A 21,011-nucleotide genomic window follows, 5' to 3' on the forward strand; every position below is an offset into this window, starting at 1 on the left:
ATGATAGTATCGAATGCTGAGGTTTTTTTATGTGTTTGAAAGTAAGTTATAGTTTCTTGACTTCAATTACGATAATGTTTTTAAGAAGAAATTAACAATTATGTTCGTAATAATAATTAGTTTTATATATTCTTAAATATAACAAATATGAAAAAAATTACGTTTTTTATAACCATGCTGTTTGTCTCAATAGTATTAGTGAACTGTAAGAATAATGAGAAAAAACAAGATTTTTCATTATTTACCAAAAAATACTTTGATGACAAGAATGCATTAGATCCCTTGGGAGCAACACAAAACGGTCAAAATGAATATAATGACCAGCTGCAGTTTGAAATGACAGAAAGTTTTAGAAAAAAACAACTTGAGTTTTTTAATAAATATGAGTCTGGTTTGAAAAATTTTGATGAAAAACAGCTTTCTGAAGAAGAGAAAACCAGTTATGAAATCATAAAATGGGAAGTTGAAGTTGGGAAAAAACTACTGGAACAGCCCACAAACCTAATGCCGATTCATCAGTTTTGGGGTACTCATTTAACTATGGGACAATTTGCCGGAGGCACAAGCGGACAGCCTTTTAAAACAGAAAAGGATTATACTGATTTCTTAAAAAGAATGGATAAATACAGTACTTGGATTGATTCTGCGCTGGTATATATGAAGAAAGGAATTGAAAAAGGAATAGTTCTGCCAAAAGCATTGACAGTAAAAGTAATTCCGCAGTTTGCTGATATGCCAACTCCAAAGATTGAAGACAACTTGTTTTATTCTTCTATTAAGCTGATGCCTGCCACATTTTCTGAGGAGGTAAAAAAAGATTTAACTGCTAAATACACTGCTGTAATCAATGAAAAACTGATACCGAGGTATAAAAAAATGACAGATTTTCTTAAAAACGAATACTTGCCTGCATCAAGAACTACCAGCGGAATTGGAAGTCTGTCTTTTGGGAAAGATTTATATGCAGTTTATGTAAAACAATGGACGACTACTGAAATGAGTCCGGAAGAGATTCATGAATTAGGGTTAAAAGAGGTAGCCCGCATAAATGCTGAAATGGAAAAGATAAAAAATCAAGTTGGATTTAAAGGAACGCTTCTTGAATTTTTTGAATACGTACGAAACAAACCTGAGTTGAAACCATTTAAAAAACCGAAGGAAGTAATAGCTAATTTTGAAAGGATTTATAGTGTCATAAAACCAAATGTTGACAAATTATTTTCATTACAGCCTAAGACAAAATTTGAAATCAGAAGAACTGAAGCTTTCCGAGAAAAAACTGCCAGTGCTGAGTATATGCAGGGAACAGCAGATGGTTCTCGCCCTGGTATTTTTTATGTTCCAATTCCAGATGTAAAAGAATATAATGTATATGGTGATGAAGATCTATTTCTGCATGAAGCTATTCCGGGCCACCATTTTCAAATTTCATTACAGCAGGAGAATACTGCTCTCCCAGATTTTAGAAAATTCAATTGGTTTGGTGCTTACGGTGAAGGCTGGGCATTATATACTGAGAGCTTGGGCAAGGAATTAGGTTTGTATCAAGATCCTTATCAATATTTTGGAATGCTGGGTAATGAAATGCACAGAGCAGTGCGTTTAGTAGTCGATACAGGACTGCATAGCAAAGGATGGACAAGAGAACAGGCAATTAAATATTCTCTTCAGAATGAGGCTGAAAGTGAAGCAGGAATTACCGTCGAAATCGAACGTTATATGGCTATTCCTGGACAGGCTTTGTCCTACAAAATAGGTCAGCTTAAAATCTTGGAACTGCGTAAAAGAGCACAAGACAAAATGGGAGCTAAATTTGATATTAAAAAGTTCCATGAAAAAACATTGGAATCCGGTGTAATACCTTTAGCTTTATTGGAAAAGAAAATAGATTCTTGGATTAATGAATAACAGTAAATAGTAGTTTCAAAAAAAAGGCAGCAATTCTAAAATTGCTGCCTTTTTTTGAGTAAAATTTTGAATTATAATTTAAAAATTTTACTTAGAAAATGAGGTTTTGCATCAGTTTTGATTAAAGTATCAAAATTATTACTGTTATCTTCATATTGAAAATTAGCATAGCCAAGTAAAATTCTAATGCCTTCTGGTACAGTATTTAAGATTAGTTTTTTCTCAATATTTAAATTACCCTGAATGTTTTCTGTTTTCTGCTTTTCATTTTTAAAATGTGACAGAATCAGCATTACGGCAAAATTTAAAACTGCTCCTGCAGTTGCACTTTTAATGCCTACTTCATTAGATATCATTTCTGATATTCTCCCTTTTTTAGTGGAAAAAATCAAATTTAGAGGGGTAAAACCTTCTTTTTCGAATGAGTAGTTCAGTGTTGATAACTTCCCGTTGTCGTATTCTAAGGTTTTATAGAATTCAGTAAGGGTTATACATTCAATGAGGTTATCATATAAGGAAGGATTTTCTATTATTTTATCAATACCAATAAGTACAGTACAGATACTGGTGTCAATTGATTTTTTTAATAAAATTTCATTCTCTTCATATTTTTTACAAAACATTGAAATTAATGGTGAAGTTATTACGCTTCGTAGTTGATTAAGTAAAATGGGGGTCATATTTTATTTGTTATCAAGCTAATTTTCTATTTGCATTAATTTTAAATAATCGATTAAGTGCGTTTTTTCGTCGATTATCTGATAAATGTATATAAAAAATTATAACAAATAACAAAAAGATTATTTTTTTTTAAAAAAGATAATAAATTAACAGAATAGTTTCTAGTATTTTACTATAGAAAGGCTGTTTTTGTTGTACTGCTGGATTTAGTTTCAGAAATTTTAAGTTAGTAATTCAGCTCGTGTATTCTGAAAAATAATGTGGCATTTTCAAAATGAATTGTTTACAGAAGGAGGTAAAAAAAAAGAGACCATCTTAAAAAGATAGTCTCTTGTGGTACCTCCAGGGATCGAACCAGGGACACATGGATTTTCAGTCCATTGCTCTACCATCTGAGCTAAGGTACCGTGCTGTTGCGGGTGCAAATATAGAACCATTTTTAATTTATCCAAAAGAAATTTTAAAAAAAAATCAATTCGTATCTTCGCATTATTAAATCCATATTATGATTCTAGCAATTGATGTAGGGAATACCAGAATTAAAGCTGCTGTATTTGAGGATTCTATCGTTTTAGAGGGCTTTGTTTTTTTGAAAACTGAGCTTGATGAAAACATTAAAAAAATTTTAAAAGAATATGAAAAAATAACCCATTTGGTCGTTTCTTCGGTTTCGGATATAGAAAAAAAGTCTTTTTTTCAATTTGAAAATCTTGCTGATATTCATTTTGTCTCTCATGATGATCTATTTCCATTTGTAAATCATTATAAAACGCCTCGGACATTAGGAGTAGACAGAATGGTGCTTGCTGCAGGTGCAACGCTTCAGTTTCCAAATCAGAATAGATTGGTAATTGATGCCGGGACCTGCGTGACGTATGATTTTGTAGATGAATCGAATAATTATCTTGGAGGAGCAATTTCGCCTGGATTACAGCTTCGTTACGCTGCATTGCATAATTTTACGGCAAAGCTTCCTTTGTTAGAATTGGAAAACCCAGATCATTTCGTTGGGAAATCTACTTCAGAATCGATACATTCGGGAGTTGTAAACGGATTGGTCTATGAAATAGATGGTTTTATAGATGAATATAAGACATTACATTCAAACTTTATAATAATTTTAACGGGTGGAGATGCAGTTTTTTTGGCTAAACGATTAAAAAATACCATATTTGCCAATTCAAATTTCCTATTAGAGAGTTTGAATCAAATTTTTCAATATAAAATAGAAAATGATTAAAAAAATTATTGTTATTGCATGCTTCTTTTTTTCGCTGCTGGCTAATGCTCAAAGTGGATCTGCGTCTCCTTATTCTTTTTTCGGATTAGGTGAATCCAGGTTTAAAGGGAATCTTGAAAATCGTTCTATGGGAGGACTTAGTATAGAGCAAGACAGTCTTCATATAAATATTTTGAATCCTGCGAGTTTTGCAGCTATAAGGTTCACAGCTTTTACAATTGGAGGAAATTATACATCAACCAAACTGAAAACAGATTCCAAAAGTGATAATGCAAAAAGAACAACTCTTGATTTTTTGGCTGTTGCTTTGCCTTTAGGTAAAATTGGTGTTGGATTCGGATTAATGCCTTACACTTCAGTTGGTTATAATATTGAATCCATTAATTCTGATCCAGATGGTGTAAATAATGTGCTGAAAGGAACTGGCGGTTTGAATAAAGCTTTTTTTTCATTGGGATATACCATTATTCCTAATTTAGTGGTAGGTGGTGATATACAGTATAATTTTGGAAGAATTAACAACTCAAATTTAGAATTTTTAACAGGAGTACTGGTTGGGACTGAAGAAAAAAACAAAGCAGATTTAAAAGGATTTGCGGCTAATTTTGGTGCCATGTATAAGTACAAAATCCATAAAAAAACAAACTTATATACCAGTTTTACATATACTCCTCAGGCAACTTTATCGTCAACAAATACTAGAACAATTTCGACTGTAACTTATAATTCTAATTATGATGTTGCTGTTTATGATGCATTAGATCCAAAAGAGATTAGAACAGATTTAAAAATTCCTGAAAAAACATCTTTTGGTTTTGGAGTTGGAGCAACTAGAAAGTGGCTTTTAGGTGCGCAATTGGTTTTTCAGAATGCTGGAAAATTAACAGATGATTTTAATACAGTAGACAATGTGTCTTATAGTAAATATTCTAGTTATAGTTTAGGAGGTTTTTATGTTCCTAAAAGTAGTATTTATTCAAAATATTTTCAAAAAGTTGTATATAGAGGAGGTTTGAGATATACCAAAACAGGTACAATAATCAAGTCTGAAGAAATTGATGAAAAAGCAGTTAGTTTTGGAATGGGACTGCCTATCATTGGAAGTCTTTCCAATGTTAATGTAGGTTTAGAATATGGACAAAGAGGGACAACTTCTCAAGGACTGGTTCAGGAAAATTACTTCACTCTTTCAATTAGTTTTTCTCTTAATGACAAATGGTTTGGACATAGAAAAATTGATTAATTTTAATCTAAGGAATTCGTTTTTCGATGTTGCTTAAATAATTGCTATGAGTTTTTTAAATAAAGATATTTCTTTTGTTTTATCACTTTTCATTATTGTAAGTGTTCTTTTTGGTTGTGAAAGTAATTTTAAAGAGGTGCATAATAATGATTATTCTGAGTTTGTTCCAAGCGGTGATGCAGATAATGTGAATTTAAAATATACTGATTCTGGAAAGATAAAATCCATACTCATAAGTCCGAAAATGTTTGATTATTCCAATGTTGATTTTGCTTTTACAGAATTCCCTAAGGGTGTTGATGTGACAATTTATGACAATAAAGGCAAAAAGACATTTATCAGATCTAATTATGCGGTGTCATATAAGGAGACTAATATTATTGATTTGCAGGGAAAAGTAAAAATTACTTCAGAGGCAGGGCAGATACTAGAAACAGAACAATTGTTTTTTGACCAAAAAAATCAATGGTTCTATACAGAGAAAAAATTTAAACTGACTGATGCAGCAAATAGTTCTACTGGTCAGGGAATTGATTTCAGCAAAGACTTTAAAACGATTAATTCGCAAAGGATACAGGGGGAAATTGAATCGAAAGAATAATAAAAAACAAACACATGAATTTTTTAAAATACACATCTTACTTATACTTGGCTTTTGGAATCTATTTTTTATATGAAGGATATACTAAATGGAGTGCAAACGAAAATCCTGTACTGAGTTTTGTTATTGCAGGGCTTGCAGTTTTTATGTTTTTCTTTAGAAGGAAGTTTGCTAAGAAATTTGAAGACAGAAATAATAAACAATCTTAAAATGAAATGGAAATAAGTATCATAATATTGTGCTTAATACTATGTGCTTTTTTTTCAGGAATGGAGATAGCTTTTATATCTTCGAATAAAATTTATCTGGAGTTAGAGAAAAAACAAGATAATTTTCTTTCCAGAATACTTGCCAAATTAACAGAAAAGCCTTCAAAATTTATTGCTGCGATGCTTATAGGCAACAATATAGCATTGGTAGTTTATGGTTTTTTTATGGGCGATTTATTGATGAGATGGCTGCTGTATTTTGACTTGCATTTTTCTGAAGTTATAAGCCTTTTAATTCAAACGGTAATTTCAACTTTAATAGTCTTAATAACGGCAGAATTTCTTCCGAAGGTTTTTTTTCAGATTTATGCCAATTCACTTATTAAGTTTTTTGCCATACCTTCTTACTTCTTTTATAAATTATTCTATTTAGTTTCTGCATTTTTAATTTGGATTTCAGATTTTATTCTGAAAAAATTTTTCAAAACAGATGGAGATCAGGTACAGCTTTATTTCAGTAAAATAGAATTGGGAAATTATATTACCGAACAAATGAGCACGGTTGAGGATGATGAAGAAGTAGATTCGGAAATACAGATTTTTAGAAATGCTCTGGATTTTTCGGGGATAAAAGCGAGGGATGTAATGACACCGCGTACTGAGATTGCAGCCATTGATGTAATGGAATCAATAGACGGGCTGAAAGAATTATTTATAGAAACAGGTTATTCTAAGATGGTTATTTATCAAAATTCATTAGACGATATTATTGGTTATGTGCATTCATTTGATTTGTTTAAAAAACCTTCTAGTATTAAAGAAATCATAATCCCTGTAGAATTTATTCCAGAAACGATTTATGTAAAAGATGCAATGAATTTATTAACTAAGAAAAGGAAAAGTGTTGCAGTTGTTTTGGATGAGTATGGAGGAACATCGGGAATTCTTACTATTGAAGATATTGTCGAAGAGCTTTTTGGCGAAATAGAAGACGAACATGATCTGGATGAGGAATTGGTCGAAAAAGAGCTGGACAGCAATTCATTTTTATTTTCAGCCCGTTTTGATGTGGAGTATTTAAATCAGACATATAAACTGGCAATTCCTGAGAGCGATTCTTATGGGACCCTCGGGGGATTCATCGTGAATTTCACTAAGGAAATTCCTCAAAAAGGAGATAAAATTACTATAGAAAATTATCAATTTCTTATTGAAGAAGCAACAAATAAGAAGATAGAATTAGTTAAAATGACTATACTGGACTAAGATTTCTTTTTTAATTTAAAAAAAAGCAAAAAAAAAACACTAGTTCTATAATTATTAATCAGATAATTGTATTTTCGCAAACAAAATTTTAAAATAAACAATAATATACAATGGCAGTTTTATCAAAAATCAGACAACATTCCGCGATAATGATTGGAGTTATTGCTCTAGCATTATTCTCATTTATCATACAAGATCTTTTTACAAAAGGGAATTTTGGTAAAAGCTCAAAGGATGTTGGAAGCATCAATGGAAAAGATATCGCATTTGAAGACTTTAGGCTGAAAGTCAGCAATGTCGAAAAAAGCGGGCAGGGAATTTCTGCAACACAAGCATCTGCAAGAGTATGGGATCAAGAAGTGACAATCGCTTTGCTTACTGCTGAATTTGATAAATTAGGATTAAGAGTAGGTGAAAAACATATTTTGGATATTCTTAAAGCAGATCAGAATATTGGAAAAAATCCAATGTTTTTGAATGCTGCAGGTATGTTTGATGTTGCTAAATTTAAAGAATTTTTTAAGTCAAATCCAGAGCAGGCTCAATACTTAAAAGAGAGAGAGAAAGATGCTGAATTGAATGCTAAATTTCAAATTTATAATACTTTAATTAAAGGCGGTATTTATACAACTGAAAGTGAAGGTAAATTCAACTATGAATTGGCTTCTAACAAAGTAAATTTTGACTATGTTGCCGGTTTGTTCTCTACTATAAAAGATAGTGAAGTAAAAGTAACAGATGCTGATATTTTGGATTATATGAAAGCAAGTCCAAAAAAATTCAAGTCTGATGAAACACGTGATATAGAATATGTTTTAATTGAAGATAAAGCTTCTCCAGCAGATATTAGTGAAGTTAAGGCTAAACTTACTTCTTTATTATCAGGAAGTGTGGTTTACAATCAGGCTACTGCTAAAAATGATACTTTGGCTGGTTTCAAAAATGCTAAAAATGCTGCAGAATTTGTAAATTCAAATTCTGATGTTCCTTATGATTCTTCTTATGTTGCCAAAAAAGATTTACCTGCTGTTGATGCCGATAAATTATACAACTTAGCTCCAGGGGAGGTTTATGGACCATATGTTTTTGGAAAATACTACTGCATTTCTAAATCATTAGGAAAAAAATCTGGTGTAAATGCTAAAGCAAGCCACATTCTTATAAGTTATGAAGGAACTCAAGTTCCAAATAAAAAAGAAAAAAGAACTAAAGAAGAAGCTAAAGCTAAAGCAGAAGCTATTTTAGCCCAAGTTACTGCAAACCCTGATAGTTTCATGATGCTGGCATTTACTGCTTCAGATGATTCTTCAGCACAGCAGGGAGGCGATTTAGGATATTTTGGACAAGGTCAAATGGTAAAACCATTCAATGATTTCGTATTCAACAACGGTATTGGTAAAGTTGGATTAGTAGAAACTCCATTTGGTTTTCATATCATTAAAATTACAGATAAACAAGATGGTGTTCGTTTAGCAACTGTTGCTCAAAAAATTGAAGCCTCAGAAGCTACTTCTGATAAAGTATTCCAGCAGGCAACTAAATTTGAAATGGAAGTTGCTGACAAAGATTTTAATAAAGTTGCAAAAGAAATGGCTCTTACTGTATCTCCAGCAGTTTCAGTAAAAGCAATGGATGAAAGCTTTGGTCCTTTAGGAGCTCAAAGAAATATTGTAAGATGGGCTTTCGAGAAAGACTCTAAAGAAGGAGCTGTTAAAAGATTTGAAGTGGCAAATTTAGGGCACGTAATTGCGAAACTTAAAGCTATCGATAATTCAGGATTAGTTCCGGTTGCACAAGCAAGACCTTATGTGGAATCAATTCTTAAAAACAAGAAAAAAGCTGAAATTCTAAAAGCTAAAATGTCTGGAAGTTCATTGGAGGCAATTGCAAAAGCAACAGGTAGTGCTGTTCAGAAAGCAACTGATGTTACTTTAGAAAATCCAGTTTTACCTGGAGGTGTTGGTCAAGAAGCTAAAGTAGTTGGAAATGCATTTGCTTTGGCTGCTAATAAATTATCTGCTCCAATCGAAGGTGTTACTGGTGTTTATGTTGTGAAAAATATAAGTACTGTTAAAGCTCCAGCTCTTAAAAGCTATGCTGAAAATGTTACTAAATTAAAAGCACAAAGTGCATCAGATGCAAATAGAGTACTGCCTGCACTAAAAGAAGGCGCTGATATAAAAGATAATAGAAAAGATTTTAATTACTAAAAGTAGTTAATCTTAAAATAAAAAATCCGATACTTATAACTGCGAGTATCGGATTTTTTGTTTTAACCCTATTATTCCCTGCAGATATTTTCCCATATAAAATTGTGGCAAAATGTAATGCAGTTTTTTATTTGATAGCTGTTACCTTTCTTTCCTTTTATAAAATGATATTTTTTTGTGTTTCAGAATTGCATAAAAAACACTGTTTAAAGTTTATTTTGATATATAATCTAAACTATTTGTGTTATTAGAAAAAATACTATTAATTTGCTCTGTTATTTTGAAAGAATTTATATCTATAAAGAATGGTTTTTATAAAATGAGAAATAATTTAACTAATAATGTTTTGTATGTTTAAATTTTTTAGAAAAAAAACTAAAGTGTACTCCAAAATTGAAAATCACATTTTTGGAATAATTACTGAGTTATTGAAACTTAGCGTTACAGATATTAATTGTGACGAATTAGGAGGTAAATATTACTTAAGCAATGAAGAACAGCATTTTAGAGTTACGATATTTAGTAATGATGCAGTTATTAGATTAACAAACACCCGTGATTCAGTAGCTGAGAAATATGACAAAATCTTTGTTGATGATGTTTTAAGAGCTGTAAAAGAAGAAAAGCACCGCAGAATGGAATTAGTGTGTGATTCTATAACTAACAGCATCGAAAAAATGGCTGAGCGTCTGCACAATACACTTATTGAATCGAACGAAAAAGCAGATCATACAATCCAGCTTATACAATCTGGAAAATATAATAAAAGCAAAAAAGTGAATTAGGTCAATGTTTTTATCTAATGATTATGTTGGTTATCTGCCATGAAGCTGCAAAATCATATCGCTGTATTGAATTATTGTCTCATATCCTTTATCCAAAAAGTAAGGTTTAGGATTTTCTTTCGAGACTATCAATGCAAAATCTCCTCCCCAAGCCCCAAGACTTTTAACGGTTCCGGTAAAATCCGGAAATAAAGATTCTTTTACTGTTTTTGTTTCAAGAATAGAGCTTAGTACTTTTTCATGGCTTTCTAGAGCCTGTACAAAAGTGTCTTCGTTTTTTGAATTCAAAACTGTTTCAGTAATCTGATCGATGATTTTTTTTGCTTCCTTTAAATTGTTCTTTTTCTCTTTATACGAAGCTATTGCACTTTTACTGCTTTGCTTTTGATTGAGATAAACAAAGTATAGATTTTTTGAAAAAGCAGGATGGAATTTTACAGTTTCAACAATTGGTTTTTTTTCTTCAAGATGGTATATTATTGGAGAATTATTTTGAGCACAGGCAATATCGTAGCCGCTGCCCCCAAAGCTGTTTTTAAGAAGTGTAAAGGCATCGATGCTGAACCACTGGGCTATGTTGTTTATTAATGTGGAAGAAGTGCCGAGTCCCCATTTTTTTGGAAAATTCAATTGGGTTGTTATGTTGAAGCCCTGAGAATTTAGCAACAGTTCAGGATTGAGTTGGTCTGCTGTTCTTAAAATAGTAATTAATGTATTTTTTATTGATTCATTTTCAAAAGGAGTTTTTGTTAGAATGACAGAAATTGGGATTATATCATCAAACCAGATACTTCCGTCTGAATCATAACTTTTCCATTTGATTTCCTGATTTTCGCCTTTTTCTATAATAAGGTTTTGTCCGAATTTTGTTGGCAGAGCCAATGCTTTTGCACCGTCAAGAACGAGATATTCTCCAGTTATCAAAAGTTTTCCGTTGCTGTAAAATGTTTTTTTCATTTTAAAACAATAATTATTTCCTTAAATTTTCAATAAAATCAACTACTGCACTATGTGATACAACGTGGTGTTTGAAATGTTTTTTAATCAGATGACGCTCTTCATCACTGGCTTCAAACTGGTTGAGAATATTGTTCAAATGCATTTTCATGTGTCCTTCCTGAATTCCGGTTGTAGTTAAGGAACGTAATGCGGCAAAGTTTTGAGCCAGTCCAGCAACTGCAACGATCTGCATCAATTCTTTGGCAGAAGGTTTTTCAAGCATTTCCAGAGATAATTTAACCAAAGGGTGAAGTGAAGTCAGTCCTCCGACAGTTCCTAGAGCCAATGGGATTTCAAGCCAGAAACTGAAGATTCCGTTTTCGATTTTGGCATGAGATAGGCTGGAGTATTGACCGTGTTTTGAAGCATAGGCATGTACACCGGCTTCAACTGCTCTGAAATCATTTCCTGTGGCCAGTACAACAGCGTCGATTCCATTCATTATACCTTTATTGTGTGTTACAGCACGAAAAGGTTCTACTTCGGCAATTTGGACTGCCTGTATAAATTTTGCTGCAAAATCATGTGGGTTTTCAATATGTTTTTCGGCGAGATCTTCAATCGGGCAGGAAACTTCGGCTCGTACAATGCAGTTTGGAACATAATTGGAAAGAATACTCATTACTACTTTGATGTTTTTTTCTTCCTCCGAAAATAAGTCATAATTGTGTGCTTCTTCCCGTAATGTCTGGGCAGATTGTTCCAGACAGGAGTTGATGAAATTAGCGCCCATACTGTCAGCCGTTTCAAAAGTAATATGAAGCTGATGATAATTTGGGAGGAGATCGGTTTTGTCTTTTAGAATTATATCCAAAATACCGCCGCCTCTTTTCTGCATGTTTTTGGTTAAATGCTCGGTGGCTTCAAATAATTTGGATTTTAATTGAGCAAAAAATGGAATCAGTTTGGTTTTGTCGCCTTCATAAATAAAATGAACCTGGCCAATTTTCTCGGTGCTGACAACCGTTGCTTTGAACCCGCCTCGTGAAGACCAGAATTTTGCCGCTTTGGAAGCAGCTGCAACAACAGAACTTTCTTCAATTGCCATTGGGATAGTGCTGTACTTTCCATTAATCAGAAAGTTTGGAGCGACTCCCAAAGGAATGTAGAAATTTGAAATCGTATTTTCTATGAATTCATCATGCAGTTTTTGAATTTTTTCGTCCGAATTCCAGTAGTTTTTCAATAATGTGATGGCTTCACCAGGAGTTGAAAAATAGTTATTGGCAATCCAGTTTATTTTTTCTTCTTTGGATAATTTAGAAAATCCGGCAACAGCGTTGTTCATAGTATAAATTATGGCTTAATGACCACAAAGATACACATTCCGTTTTATTGCTTTTTTTAAAATGATTCTCTATTTTATATTCAGTAAATTTATTTAGAAAAATGATTTTTTGAAATTCAAAACAGTGTATATATTTTGTAATAATAAGTTTTGTTTTGTTGTGAAATTTTAAATACTGCAAAATAAATGGGAAGAATGATTGCAGTTTGTTTAGTTGTTTTGGGATTATTCATAGAAATTGTTAAAAATAATTTTTTATAACATTTAACAGGGGAAAAGTGTTTTATTTATAAAATTTTCACTAAAATTGTCACTTTTATAACTTAAAAGGTATTGTAAGATCTGCATAATATTTAATTTGGATAAATACTGATTTTCTTACCTAAACGAATTGTAATGTTGCAAATGAAACAAATTTAACTATATATGATTTCGAATAAAATTACTGTGTTGCTTTTATTTTTGTGTGTTTCGGTTTTTGGACAGCAAAAAATAACCGTCGAAGAAATTTATACAGGTGCTTTTCGTACCAAAGGAATGGATGAACTGCAATCGATGAAAAATACGAATCAATACACGGTATTGAATTCGGACAGAACAACCAGAAGCATGCAGATCGATCTTTATGATTTTGCAACATTAAAAAAAGTGTCTAACCTGATTGATACTAAAAATTTCAAGGAATTGGCTGACGGAATTGACAGCTATACGTTTGATGATTCAGAAAAAAAGATTTTAATTGCCTGTAATTCAAACCAAATTTTCCGCCACTCTTTTACAGCAGATTATTTTTTATATGATATCGCTGGTAAAACCCTGACTAAGCTTTTTGATTTTCAGGTACAGGAGCCGACTTTTTCGCCTGATGGAACTAAAATTGCTTATGCCAAAGAAAATAATTTATATGTTTACGATATAGCTTCGAAAACAAATACAGCAGTTACCACCGATGGAAAAAAGAATGCCGTGATTAATGGAATTACGGATTGGGTTTATGAAGAAGAATTTGCTTTTGTCCGCGCTTTCGATTGGAGCAAAGACAGTAAAAAATTAGCTTATATCCGTTTTGATGAAAGTCAGGTTCCTGAATTTTCAATGTCGATTTTTCAAAAAAGCCTGTACCCTACAATAGAAACATTTAAATATCCTAAAGCAGGTGAAAAAAACTCTTTAGTTTCACTGCATTTATATAATGTTGATTCTAAAGCTTTGCTAAATGTTGATTTAGGAAAATATAATGATTTTTACATTCCTAGAATTGAATGGACAAATGATGCCAATATTCTATCTGCAAAAGTTGTTAATCGTCACCAGGATAATTTAGATTTATTATTTGTTGACGGAACTACAGGAGCTGCCAAAGTTGTTTTTAACGAGACAGAGAAAGGATATATTGATTTTATTGACACAGATAATTTGACTTTTCTGAATGATAACAGTTTTATCTGGACAAGTGAAAAAGATGGTTTTAACCACATTTACCTTTATGATAAAACCGGAAAACTGAAAACTCAAATTACGAAAGGAAACTGGGAGGTTACTTCATACTACGGTTTTGACGAAAAAACAAAAACCATTTTTTATCAGTCTACAGAAAATGGTTCAATCAACCGAGATATTTACCGCATAGGATTAGACGGAAAAAACAAAGTACGTTTATCTAAAAACACTGGAACAAATGCTGCGACTTTCAGCCCTAACTTCCAGTTCTTTATCAATACTTTCTCAAGCGCTTCTCAGCCTATAACTTATACTCTAAACGATTCAAAAACAGGGAAAGAAATTCAGGTTATCGAAAACAATCAGGCCCTTGCTTCAAAATTAGCGGGTTATAATCTGCCGTTAAAAGAGTTTTTTGTTTTAAAAACTGCAAAAGGAAATGAATTGAACGCCTGGATTTTGAAGCCAAAAGATTTTGATGCTTCTAAAAAGTATCCAGTTTTTATGTACCAATATTCTGGACCAGGATCACAGCAGGTAAATAACGACTGGAATTCTGCTGACGATTATTGGTTTCTGTCGCTTACCCAGCAGGGTTACATTGTGGTTTGTGTGGACGGAAGGGGAACCGGTTTTAAAGGTGCCGATTTTAAAAAAGTTACTCAAAAAGAATTAGGGAAATACGAAGTTGAAGATCAGATTGATGCTGCAAAAGTAATCGGAGCTTATCCTTATGCAGATGCCTCAAGAATTGGAATTTTTGGGTGGTCTTATGGTGGTTTTATGGCTTCCAACTGTATTTTTCAGGGAGCCGATGTTTTCAAAATGGCAATAGCGGTAGCTCCGGTAACCAACTGGCGTTTTTATGACAGTATTTACACTGAAAGATACATGCAGACACCGCAGGAGAATGCAAGCGGATATGATAATAACTCACCAATTAATCATGTAAGTAAATTGAAAGGGAAATTTCTTTTGATTCACGGTTCGGGTGATGATAACGTACATGTACAGAATACCATGCAGATGATGGAAGCTTTAATTCAAGCAAATAAGCAATTTGATTCGCAGATATATCCGGATAAAACCCATGGTATATATGGCGGTAAAACAAGAATTCAGCTGTACAATAAAATGACTAACTTTATCAAAGAAAATTTATAACCCAAATCACAAATACCAAAACAAAAATGACCGAAAATCAAACGAAAACAGCACATCCAAAAGGTCTTTGGGTGCTATTTGGAACCGAAATGTGGGAACGTTTTAACTTCTATGGAATGCGGACCCTGCTAACTCTGTTTTTAGTAAATTCTTTATTAATGAAAGAAGAAGATGCTTCTTTAATTTATGGAGGTTTCCTTGGGCTTTGTTATTTAACTCCAATGTTAGGAGGTTTTATTGCAGACCGTTTTTTTGGGAATAGAAACTGTATCATGCTGGGCGGATTATTAATGGCTATAGGACAGTTGTTGTTATTTACAAGTGCAAGTGTTTTTGTTGATAATATCGGTTTGGCTACTGCTATAATGTATTCTGGATTAGGGGTAATCATTTTTGGGAATGGTTTTTTTAAGCCAAATATTTCCAGTATGGTTGGAAGTTTATATCCAAAACAGGAAAAGACTAAATTGGATACAGCTTTTACCATTTTTTATATGGGAATAAACATAGGTGCTTTTTTAGGTCAATTTATATGTCCATTAGTTGGTGATGTTAAAAGCGAAGGTGGTATAAGGGATATTTATGCTTTCAAATGGGGATTTCTTGCAGCAGCGATTGCAATGCTTATAGGAACGCTGGTGTTTTATTTCTTGAAAAACAAATATGTGGTAACACCGGAAGGTAAGCCATTAGGAGGACTTCCGTCTAAAAATGAATCATCTGATTATGAAGAAGGAGAGGCTCAAAGCGCAGTTTTTTCTGCTAAATCATTAATAGTTTCTGCGTTAGCTTTCGTTGGAATGTTCTTTTTGTTTCATTTTTCAGTAGACGGAGATAATGTTGTTAAAACTATTATTTATCCAATTATTTATGCCTGCGGAATCACTTTGGCAGGTTTAATTTTATCGGATAGTTCATTGACGAAAGTTGAAAAAGATAGGATCTGGGTTATTTATATCATTTCATTTTTCATTATATTCTTTTGGGCAGCATTTGAGCAGGCTGGTTCTTCATTAACTTTTATTGCCGATAACCAAACGGACAGAAACTTTTTTGGTTGGCCAATGCCAGCATCAATGGTACAGATTTTTAATGGATTATTTGTTGTTGCATTAGCGGTTCCATTTAGTATGCTTTGGGATAAATTAAGAGCTAAAGATAAAGAACCTATTTCTCCTGTTAAATTAGCTTTGGGGCTATTGATAATTGCGATAAGCTTTTTTATGATTGCTAATCAGGTAAAAGACCTTGGGAACTCTGGATTATTGGCTGTAAAATGGTTGATTTTGCTATATTTATTGAATACCTGTGCCGAGCTTTGTTTATCTCCAATTGGTTTGTCATTGGTCGGTAAATTATCACCTAAACGTTTTTCTTCGTTACTATATGGCGTATTTTTCTTGTCGAATGCATCAGGATATGCACTTGCAGGAACTTTAGGAGCAATATTGCCGGCTACAGGAGACAAATTTGCTAAAGCAAAAGAATTAGGAATTGATTTGCAGGCTGTATTGGATAAAAAAATAACTCTAACAGCAGAACAATTACAATTATTAGACAAAAATCAGATTATGGATCATAACCCGGTTTTTGCTGGTTTTGAAATTCATAATTTATTTGAGTTTTTTATGGTCTTTGTAAGTTTAACTGGGCTTGCAGCACTATTGTTATTTGCATTAACTCCATTTTTGAAAAAAATGATGCATGGTGTCAGATAATTTAACTAAATAAAAAATACAAGAAAAACATCATCTTTGGATTTAGTCTGAAAGATGATGTTTTTTGTTTATACACTTAAAATAATTATAATGGAACAGAATTTAAGTATTGAACAAATTCAAAATTTTAAAGGAAAATATCCTAAACAATTATGGTATTTGTTTACTGTAGAAATGTGGGAACGGTTTTGCTTTTATGGAATGCGGGGTGTTTTGACCTTTTTTATGGTTGACCAGCTTTTTCTAAAAGATGATGCTGCGAATCTGCAGTATGGCGCTATTCAGGCATTTGTATATGCTTTTACATTTGTTGGAGGTATTTTTGCGGATAAAGTTTTAGGATTTAAAAAATCTCTGTTTTTTGGAGGTATCGTTATGATTCTGGGAAATCTGCTTATTGCTTTTGCTCCGCAGCAGCTGTTTTATTATGGTTTAGCATTTTCTATAATTGGAACTGGTTTTTTTAAACCTAATATTTCTTCAATGGTTGGAGAACTCTATCATGAAAATGATCATAGAAGAGACGCAGGTTATGGAATGTTCTATGCAGGAATTAACATAGGCGGTTTTTTTGGAGGTATTCTGTGTATTTATTTAGGGAAATATTATTCTTGGCAATTGTGTTTTCTTTCAGCGGCTATTGTTATGATGTTTGGGCTTCTTACTTTTTTGTTTACCAAAAAACATCTTGGTCCAATTGGTAATTCTCCACTGCTGCATTTAGAACCAAATAAAAGAAAATTTAGAGAAATAGCGGTATATATTGGATCGTTATTGAGTATTCCTCTTATTTTTATAATGGTAAAAAATACTGATTATACGGATTATTTCATGTACACAATTGGTATAATCGCGATTATTTATTTTCTGTACGAAGTCATAAAATTAGGCGATATAAAAGTGCAGAAAAAGATGATTGCAGCATTCACTTTTGTTTTCTTTTATTTAGTGTTTAATGCAATCTATGAGCAGAGCGGAGGTTCGCTGTCACTTTTTGCCAAAGATAATCTAAGTTATAATCTGCTAGGATTCACTGTAGATCCAAATGCGGTAAACAACAGTTCAAATACTTTATTTGTTGTTGTGTTTAGTCCTTTAGTCGGACTGCTTTGGCTTTGGCTGGCCAAAAAGAAAATTGAGCCTAATACTTTGATTAAATTTGGTATCGGCTTCTTATTTTTATCGGCTTCTTTTTATATTTTTTATTACACTAAATTTTTTGCAGATGTTAACGGAATCACTTCGCTGAACGTGTTTACATTTGCTTATTTGGTAACAACAATCGGCGAATTGTGTTTAGGACCAATTGGAATGTCGATTTTGACTAAGCTTTCGCCAAAAAGACTCTTTGGAATGATGATGGGATTGTGGTTTCTGGCAAGTGCTTTTGGCCAGTTATTTGCAGGGAAATTGGGAGCTGAAATTTCAAAATCAAATACTGGTACAACTTTAATGTCTAAGCTGCAGTCATATACTGATGGTTACTATCAGCTGGCTGTTTATTCGTTAGTGGCAGGGGTTATCCTGATTGCAGTTTCTCCTTTGATTAAAAAATTAATGCAAGATGTAAAATAGCTCATAATTTTGATGCAATATTTGTTTACATTTGAAAAAAAATAATTACCGCAAAATGAAAAAAGTATTTTTAATAACATTGTTTTTAATCGGGGCATTCAAAGTTGGTGCTCAGGAATTAAAATGGTACACGGACGTAAAAGAAGCTGTGCAGGTTTCAAATAATAAGAAAAAACCATTGATGCTGTTTTTTACAGGAAGTGATTGGTGCGGCTGGTGTATCCGTCTGCAGAATGAAGTGCTGAAAACTCCTGAGTTTGGGAAATGGGCTTCAGAAAATGTAGTATTGGTTGAGTTGGATTATCCAAGAAGAACGGTACAATCTGACGAAGTTAAAAAACAGAATAATGAAATGCAGCAGGTATTTGGCATACAAGGATTTCCAACTATAGTTTTTGCTAAAGCAACTCTCAGCAAAGAAGGAAAAATGAATTTTGAAGGTTTGGGAAATACAGGTTATGTAGCCGGCGGTCCTACAGCTTGGCTGGCGGCAGCAGACCCTTTTGTTAAAAATGCTGCTATGGCTCCTGAACCAAAATCGAAATCAAAATCGAAAACCAAAAAAGCATAGATTTTCACAATCAATTAATTTTATAGAATCCCTTTTCGCGTGTTGCGTGAAAAGGGATTTTTTGTTGAGAGCAGGTTATCTGCCATTTCATCAGCAGTGATTTGTAATTGGATGCATCGGCTACAACGATTTTGGGTTTTATATTTTTCAGTAATCGTTCAAAATTAATTTTTGGTGATTGTGTGATTATTAAAATATCTGGATTTGCGTTTTTGGGATAAACTTTTGAACTGTCAATTAAAAGTATTTTGTTTCCTTCAAAATAAATCAGGTTTTTCAAAGGATGTTTTTCTTTCAGAGAGCTAAAATTAGCGGTAAGATAGGAAGCCAGTATTTTGCTGTGTGTAATGTTTTTCAAAATACTGTCATTGGCATACAGTGTTGCTTCTGATCCTTTTCTTTCTATGAGCTGGGTGTTTTTTGAAGTATTCAAAACAATAAATTCAGTTTGGTTTTGTACTTCCCATTTGGTTGTAATTGTGGCTAATTGAAATAATATAATTGAGGTTAATGCCAAAGTTAAATTTTTAAAATGTTTCTGCTGCAGCCAAATAATCACTGTGATAATGACTAAATAACCACTGATTAGTAAAGAAGTGTTTAATGGAATGTCTTTGATAATGAATTGTTCCAATGAAGCAATGATATTTATTGTTTTATCCAGACAGTAAATGCTTATCTCCAATATTTTTGCCGGATAAAAAGGAATCCAATTAAAAGCTGCTAGAATCATAACCAAACATCCCAACGCCATGATAATATTCAGAAACGGAATTACAATAAGGTTTGTGACAAAGAATAATCCTGGAAATTGATGAAAATAATAAATGCTAAGGGTTAAAGTGCCAATTTGTGCTGCGAATGAAACGGTCAATATGTCCCAAAAGTAGTTTTTGATTTTGTTTTTTGGTCTCCAAAGATCTGCTAATAACGGCTGTAACCAAACAATAAAAAACAGCGCAATGTAGCTTAACTGAAAGCCTGCGTCAAACAGGAACGAGGGCTGGAATAGCAGAATAAGCAGAACAGAAACGAGCAGCGTGTGGTAAATATTGACACTTCTTTTTAAATATTGTCCAATAGCAACAAATGAAAACATCACTATCGACCGTACTACCGATGGTGCCAGTCCCGCCAAGACACCAAAAAGAAATAAAACAGCGAGCGAAATAAGCAGTTTTATCAAAGCACCTTTTTTGGTATTCGGAAATGGTTTCAGCAGTGAATAAACAAACAGCAGTATAAATCCAATATGCAGTCCCGAAACCGACAGAATATGCACTGCTCCTGCATATTGATAATCCTGAATAATTTCTGGATCAATGTCCTGTTGCTGCCCCATAATTAATGCTGCAGCAACGTTTAATTCTTTACTGCTGAAGCTGCTTTTTTCTAAATTACAGATAATCCGGGTTCTTAATAGTGCGGTGTAATACCAAATATCCCTGACAGGTTCAGGATTGATTTTTATTTCGGAGGGATCTGTGTAGAGCTGGGCATAAATCTGTTTGTTCTCGAGATACTTTTGGTAGTCAAATTGGTTGGGATTTTTTTGAGAAGTGTTTTTGTTTAATGATGAGTTGATTTTTAATTGGTCACCAATGCTGAAAGAATGAGTCAAGCTGTCTTTTCGGATGTTGATTAATATTCGGCCGGATGCTTTATCGCCGTCAATGCTGTTTACAAGCGCAATATATCGTTCATTAAAAGACTTTTGTTTTAAATTTTCTCTCAGAGTCACTGTGAAAGTGTGGTTTTTATCAAAGATGTTTTTGTAATGGATATAATTATCCTGCTGATTGGAATCGGTGTGGATAGTTTGTGTGGTTACGCCGATTGCAAAAGCTAAAAAATAGACAGCAATACCAAAAAGAAGCTGAAATTTTTTATTTGTTCTGCCTAAATAATAACTCCCGACAAAAGCGACAATAGCTGCGCTAAGAAAAATAAATGCAATCACTGGGATTGTTTTTAAAAGATAGGCAAGAAGGATTCCTGCCACGAAGGCTGCTGTTATTCTTGCTAGCGGAAATTGTAATATTTTCATTATGCCAAAATACAAAATTTTGTAAGAAATGAAGTCTTTTTTTATGACGGTTTTATTTAGGTAATT

The 21,011-nt window shown here is 32.9% G+C and carries 16 protein-coding genes and 1 tRNA gene; 12 read left to right on the forward strand and 5 right to left on the reverse strand.

What is annotated here, in order from left to right; all coding sequences use genetic code 11:
• The first annotated feature begins 147 nt into the window (after nt 1–147).
• On the forward strand, nt 148–1,908 hold the full coding sequence (locus OZP07_RS02200) for a DUF885 domain-containing protein (protein ID WP_281637127.1): 1,761 nt from the start codon (nt 148–150) through the stop codon (nt 1,906–1,908).
• A gap of 71 nt (nt 1,909–1,979) precedes the next feature.
• Here OZP07_RS02200 and OZP07_RS02205 read toward each other — a convergent pair whose 3' ends face one another.
• Both OZP07_RS02205 and OZP07_RS02210 read right to left on the reverse strand, forming a co-directional pair.
• Complete coding sequence (locus tag OZP07_RS02205) at nt 1,980–2,531, reverse strand: hypothetical protein (protein ID WP_281637128.1); 552 nt, start codon at nt 2,529–2,531, stop codon at nt 1,980–1,982.
• A 392-nt stretch (nt 2,532–2,923) separates the two neighbouring features.
• Nucleotides 2,924–2,996 (reverse strand) — tRNA-Phe (locus tag OZP07_RS02210).
• Nucleotides 2,997–3,094: 98 nt separating this feature from the next.
• Here OZP07_RS02210 and OZP07_RS02215 point away from each other — a divergent pair.
• The 7 genes from OZP07_RS02215 (at nt 3,095) to OZP07_RS02245 (ending at nt 10,143) form a co-directional block, all read left to right on the forward strand.
• Nucleotides 3,095–3,829, forward strand: a complete 735-nt coding sequence (locus OZP07_RS02215) for a type III pantothenate kinase (RefSeq protein ID WP_194643333.1) — start codon at nt 3,095–3,097, stop codon at nt 3,827–3,829.
• Entirely contained in the window at nt 3,822–5,072 is a 1,251-nt protein-coding gene (bamG, locus tag OZP07_RS02220) for a BamG family beta-barrel-assembly machinery protein (protein WP_194643331.1), read from the forward strand. The genes OZP07_RS02215 and bamG overlap by 8 nt, the downstream gene beginning before the upstream one ends.
• 46 nt (nt 5,073–5,118) lie before the next feature.
• A complete protein-coding gene (gene lptC / locus OZP07_RS02225; protein WP_194643329.1) occupies nt 5,119–5,673 on the forward strand; it encodes an LPS export ABC transporter periplasmic protein LptC in 555 nt (184 codons plus the stop codon).
• A gap of 14 nt (nt 5,674–5,687) precedes the next feature.
• Nucleotides 5,688–5,882 (forward strand): hypothetical protein, encoded by a 195-nt coding sequence (locus OZP07_RS02230; RefSeq protein WP_194643327.1) that lies wholly within the window; start codon nt 5,688–5,690, stop codon nt 5,880–5,882.
• 6 nt (nt 5,883–5,888) lie between these two features.
• Nucleotides 5,889–7,148, forward strand: coding sequence for a hemolysin family protein (locus OZP07_RS02235; protein WP_281637129.1), 1,260 nt, complete (start codon nt 5,889–5,891; stop codon nt 7,146–7,148).
• A gap of 110 nt (nt 7,149–7,258) precedes the next feature.
• Nucleotides 7,259–9,358 carry a peptidylprolyl isomerase gene (locus OZP07_RS02240; RefSeq protein ID WP_194643323.1) on the forward strand — a complete coding sequence of 700 codons (2,100 nt, stop codon included), beginning with the start codon at nt 7,259–7,261 and terminating at the stop codon, nt 9,356–9,358.
• Nucleotides 9,359–9,708: 350 nt separating this feature from the next.
• The gene (locus OZP07_RS02245; protein WP_228520953.1) at nt 9,709–10,143 is read left to right on the forward strand and encodes a hypothetical protein; all 435 of its coding nucleotides are present in this window, start codon (nt 9,709–9,711) and stop codon (nt 10,141–10,143) included.
• 30 nt (nt 10,144–10,173) lie between these two features.
• Here OZP07_RS02245 and OZP07_RS02250 read toward each other — a convergent pair whose 3' ends face one another.
• Both OZP07_RS02250 and OZP07_RS02255 read right to left on the reverse strand, forming a co-directional pair.
• On the reverse strand, nt 10,174–11,100 hold the full coding sequence (locus OZP07_RS02250; protein ID WP_281637130.1) for a GYDIA family GHMP kinase: 927 nt from the start codon (nt 11,098–11,100) through the stop codon (nt 10,174–10,176).
• A 13-nt stretch (nt 11,101–11,113) separates the two neighbouring features.
• Entirely contained in the window at nt 11,114–12,430 is a 1,317-nt protein-coding gene (locus OZP07_RS02255) for a hydroxymethylglutaryl-CoA reductase, degradative (protein ID WP_194643318.1), read from the reverse strand.
• Nucleotides 12,431–12,856: 426 nt separating this feature from the next.
• Here OZP07_RS02255 and OZP07_RS02260 point away from each other — a divergent pair, with 426 nt between their 5' ends.
• From OZP07_RS02260 to OZP07_RS02275, 4 genes are all read left to right on the forward strand, one after another.
• Nucleotides 12,857–15,034, forward strand: coding sequence for a S9 family peptidase (locus OZP07_RS02260; protein ID WP_194643316.1), 2,178 nt, complete (start codon nt 12,857–12,859; stop codon nt 15,032–15,034).
• Between the two features lie 26 nt (nt 15,035–15,060).
• Complete coding sequence (locus tag OZP07_RS02265; RefSeq protein WP_194643314.1) at nt 15,061–16,752, forward strand: peptide MFS transporter; 1,692 nt, start codon at nt 15,061–15,063, stop codon at nt 16,750–16,752.
• A gap of 90 nt (nt 16,753–16,842) precedes the next feature.
• On the forward strand, nt 16,843–18,327 hold the full coding sequence (locus tag OZP07_RS02270; RefSeq protein ID WP_281637131.1) for a peptide MFS transporter: 1,485 nt from the start codon (nt 16,843–16,845) through the stop codon (nt 18,325–18,327).
• 55 nt (nt 18,328–18,382) lie between these two features.
• A complete protein-coding gene (locus OZP07_RS02275; protein ID WP_194643310.1) occupies nt 18,383–18,898 on the forward strand; it encodes a thioredoxin family protein in 516 nt (171 codons plus the stop codon).
• A gap of 10 nt (nt 18,899–18,908) precedes the next feature.
• Here the strand turns inward: OZP07_RS02275 and OZP07_RS02280 are convergent, their stop codons facing one another.
• Complete coding sequence (locus tag OZP07_RS02280) at nt 18,909–20,945, reverse strand: ComEC/Rec2 family competence protein (protein ID WP_281637132.1); 2,037 nt, start codon at nt 20,943–20,945, stop codon at nt 18,909–18,911.
• Between the last annotated feature and the right edge of the window lie 66 nt (nt 20,946–21,011).

It is taken from the genome of Flavobacterium marginilacus (genome assembly GCF_026870155.1).
In the GTDB taxonomy this organism is placed as follows: Bacteria; Bacteroidota; Bacteroidia; order Flavobacteriales; family Flavobacteriaceae; genus Flavobacterium; species Flavobacterium marginilacus.

What these genes read in the sequence shown, in the direction of transcription:
- OZP07_RS02200 (WP_281637127.1), top strand. Translation starts at nt 148, where the DNA reads ATGAAAAAAATTACGTTTTTTATAACCATGCTGTTTGTCTCAATAGTA.
- OZP07_RS02260 (WP_194643316.1), top strand. Translation starts at nt 12,857, where the DNA reads ATGATTTCGAATAAAATTACTGTGTTGCTTTTATTTTTGTGTGTTTCG.
- OZP07_RS02240 (WP_194643323.1), top strand. Translation starts at nt 7,259, where the DNA reads ATGGCAGTTTTATCAAAAATCAGACAACATTCCGCGATAATGATTGGA.
- OZP07_RS02265 (WP_194643314.1), top strand. Translation starts at nt 15,061, where the DNA reads ATGACCGAAAATCAAACGAAAACAGCACATCCAAAAGGTCTTTGGGTG.
- OZP07_RS02205 (WP_281637128.1), bottom strand. Translation starts at nt 2,531, where the DNA reads ATGTTTTGTAAAAAATATGAAGAGAATGAAATTTTATTAAAAAAATCA.
- OZP07_RS02245 (WP_228520953.1), top strand. Translation starts at nt 9,709, where the DNA reads ATGTTTAAATTTTTTAGAAAAAAAACTAAAGTGTACTCCAAAATTGAA.
- OZP07_RS02275 (WP_194643310.1), top strand. Translation starts at nt 18,383, where the DNA reads ATGAAAAAAGTATTTTTAATAACATTGTTTTTAATCGGGGCATTCAAA.
- lptC (WP_194643329.1), top strand. Translation starts at nt 5,119, where the DNA reads ATGAGTTTTTTAAATAAAGATATTTCTTTTGTTTTATCACTTTTCATT.
- OZP07_RS02270 (WP_281637131.1), top strand. Translation starts at nt 16,843, where the DNA reads ATGGAACAGAATTTAAGTATTGAACAAATTCAAAATTTTAAAGGAAAA.
- OZP07_RS02255 (WP_194643318.1), bottom strand. Translation starts at nt 12,430, where the DNA reads ATGAACAACGCTGTTGCCGGATTTTCTAAATTATCCAAAGAAGAAAAA.
- OZP07_RS02280 (WP_281637132.1), bottom strand. Translation starts at nt 20,945, where the DNA reads ATGAAAATATTACAATTTCCGCTAGCAAGAATAACAGCAGCCTTCGTG.
- OZP07_RS02235 (WP_281637129.1), top strand. Translation starts at nt 5,889, where the DNA reads ATGGAAATAAGTATCATAATATTGTGCTTAATACTATGTGCTTTTTTT.
- OZP07_RS02230 (WP_194643327.1), top strand. Translation starts at nt 5,688, where the DNA reads ATGAATTTTTTAAAATACACATCTTACTTATACTTGGCTTTTGGAATC.
- OZP07_RS02215 (WP_194643333.1), top strand. Translation starts at nt 3,095, where the DNA reads ATGATTCTAGCAATTGATGTAGGGAATACCAGAATTAAAGCTGCTGTA.
- OZP07_RS02250 (WP_281637130.1), bottom strand. Translation starts at nt 11,100, where the DNA reads ATGAAAAAAACATTTTACAGCAACGGAAAACTTTTGATAACTGGAGAA.
- bamG (WP_194643331.1), top strand. Translation starts at nt 3,822, where the DNA reads ATGATTAAAAAAATTATTGTTATTGCATGCTTCTTTTTTTCGCTGCTG.